Source organism: Stieleria sp. (assembly GCF_041595215.1).
In the GTDB taxonomy this organism is placed as follows: domain Bacteria; phylum Planctomycetota; class Planctomycetia; order Pirellulales; family Pirellulaceae; genus Stieleria; species Stieleria magnilauensis.
Map to the genome: position 1 here is coordinate 1 of NZ_JBFHKV010001229.1, position 2,312 is coordinate 2,312.

The 2,312-nt window shown below is 60.2% G+C and carries 2 protein-coding genes and 1 pseudogene; 1 reads left to right on the forward strand and 2 read right to left on the reverse strand.

Annotated features, from left to right (window positions below; genetic code table 11):
• Positions 1-277: 277 nt before the first annotated feature.
• Positions 278-1,420, reverse strand: coding sequence for a hypothetical protein (locus ABX749_RS29935; RefSeq protein WP_372899263.1), 1,143 nt, complete (start codon positions 1,418-1,420; stop codon positions 278-280).
• Between the two features lie 24 nt (positions 1,421-1,444).
• Positions 1,445-1,603: pseudogene (locus ABX749_RS29940) on the reverse strand (hypothetical protein); the annotation flags it as partial.
• A gap of 203 nt (positions 1,604-1,806) precedes the next feature.
• Between ABX749_RS29940 and ABX749_RS29945 the strand changes: the two are divergent.
• A partial coding sequence (locus ABX749_RS29945; RefSeq protein WP_372899262.1) for a PDZ domain-containing protein occupies positions 1,807-2,312 on the forward strand: 506 nt, incomplete at its 3' end.

The window sequence follows — 2,312 nt, forward strand, 5'->3', positions numbered from 1 at the left end:
CAGCGTTGCCCGTTGGAGTTGGCGTCCTGACGGTGACCGGATCTTGGGGTGCGCTAACGCGACCCCAAGCTTTGATGTGGCACGCCGCTGGCGTGAAACCGCGACGTGGGTGGCGTCCGCGAACTCCCCCCACGCGCCGCTCGCTCACCGGCCTGTTGATTTAATCCGATCGCACGTGGGATTAGCCGTTTCGCGCAAGCGTACGGGCATTCATTATGTCGATTACTCACCGGCGCCCGTAGGCTCGCGCCAAACGGCTGATTAAATCAACAGGCCGTCACGCTTCCCGCTGAAGTGCATCCTCCTCTTCGTCGTTGATTCCCAGTGAGTAGGCGAAACGACCCAGCATCGCGGCGTACAGGAACGCGATCACGACGCACAGTGTCGCGCCGATCCCCGCATACAACGGCTCCGGTGGTGCAAACCAGAAATACACCAGTGGCGCGGCGAGCGTCGCGCCGGCGGCAACATAAAACACCCGGCATTCCGTGCGAGACCGTTTGAAGCCACGGAACACATCCAGCGAGATCGGTGCCATGACCGTCTGGTTGTCCAGGATCGAGAGCACGACATAGGGAAACACGAGGTGCGCCCCGAACAGCATCAACCCGACCGTGACCAATGCGCGGGAGGAAAACAGCGTCGCCAGAAACAGCGCGGGAGTCACCGAGCAGACCAGCGCGGCGCCGACGATCAGGCAGGATTCCAACCAGGCGTACAGATCGATCGTCGGCCAATCTTCCACGGTCCGGCTGCCGTTGGCCACCGCATGCACGATCGCCAGCCCACAGGTCATCGCCAACGAAAAGGCGATCGCCATGAAGGGAAAGGTGGCAAATCCGAGCCGCGGCCGCGCGACCGTTCCCGCGACCGGCAGGGCCAACAACAGGGCGACCGCGACGAGATGAATCACGACTCCCGGATCGATGAAGACGCCGAGGATCGATTTCGTCCAGCTGCTCATCGCGTTTTCTTCGCGGCTGAGCTTCTGGTCCTCCGCTTCGACGTCCACTTCCGCCGACTTCATCACCGATTCGATGACCAGTCCGGCATTCTCCGTCCGCCGTTCAAAGGGATGGGCTTCGCTGCCCGGGAAGGAGTCGGGGAATGGATCGGATGCGAGGGGCGAAGGTGCTGTCGGCGATGGTGACGACACCAACTTTTTGGGAGGTCGCGGTACTTTGACCCGGCTGTGGCAATCGTTGCACCGCACCGTGCTGCCGACCTGACTGACGCTGACGTATTTGATGCTCTCGCATTTCGGGCAGCGGAGGCGGAATTGCTCGCTGTCCTGGGGCGTTTGCGGCGTATCTTGCGGAGCCTGCGGCGCGAAGCTCGAATCGGACGGCAGATCCTTCAGGCCCAGCCAATCTTCATCTTGATCCGTCGCGGCGACACTTTGAGTGACTGGATCGGCCACCGGAGCGGTCAAAAACGGCTGCGAGCAACCCGGGCACCGCACGCGTCGACCGGCCTGACTCTCACTGACCGCAACACGGGCATTGCATTTCGGGCAGAGAACGATTTGTTTCATGACCGCCGGCGTGAAACGGTTTGAAGGTAGCGGGAGCCATCCCAATTCACTTTCGCAGACGCTCATCATACAGCATGATCGACCGCACGATGCTCCGCAAGAATGTTGTGCATGGCCGTTGGCCCAGGCGGACTTTCTTGATCGGCATGCGAGTTGCGTCCAGGCGGATTGGAACACCGAATCCACGCGTCGTGGCACAAATCCATCCACCGCGTCTCGATTCGATCGAAAGCCAATCACTCTCAACGAACCACCTGATCGAGAATCGACCAATGTTAACCCTGCCAACCACACCCGATCCCGTTGCGAATTCGCCGACAGCTGCACCGAAAAAGTCTTGGTGGGCTAATTTGACGCTCGTCTTTGCCGTGATTTTCGCTCTCGTCGGTAGCGACGCTCTCCTCGCCCAGGAGACCGTCCGTACGATTGACCGTGCACCGCGATCGATCGATGCGTTGATCATTGAACTGGACCAATTCCAAACCGATTCCATTGCGGATCCGGTCGACGCGGTGGCGATTGATGGAAAACCGATGTTGGGCGTGGTGCTGGAAGATTCGCCGCTGGGTGTCGAGGTGGTTCGCGTGACCGATGGGCTTGCCGGAGATCGCGCCGGATTGATCAAGGGTGACAAGATCGTGAAAATCGATGAAGCGGACATCGAAACGCCGGCTGACGCTCAAATGGCCCTCCGCAATCATCCGTTGGGCTCACCCCTGCAACTGGTCTACATCCGCAACAACCGACGTTATGAACGCGAGATCCGGTTTACCGCAGC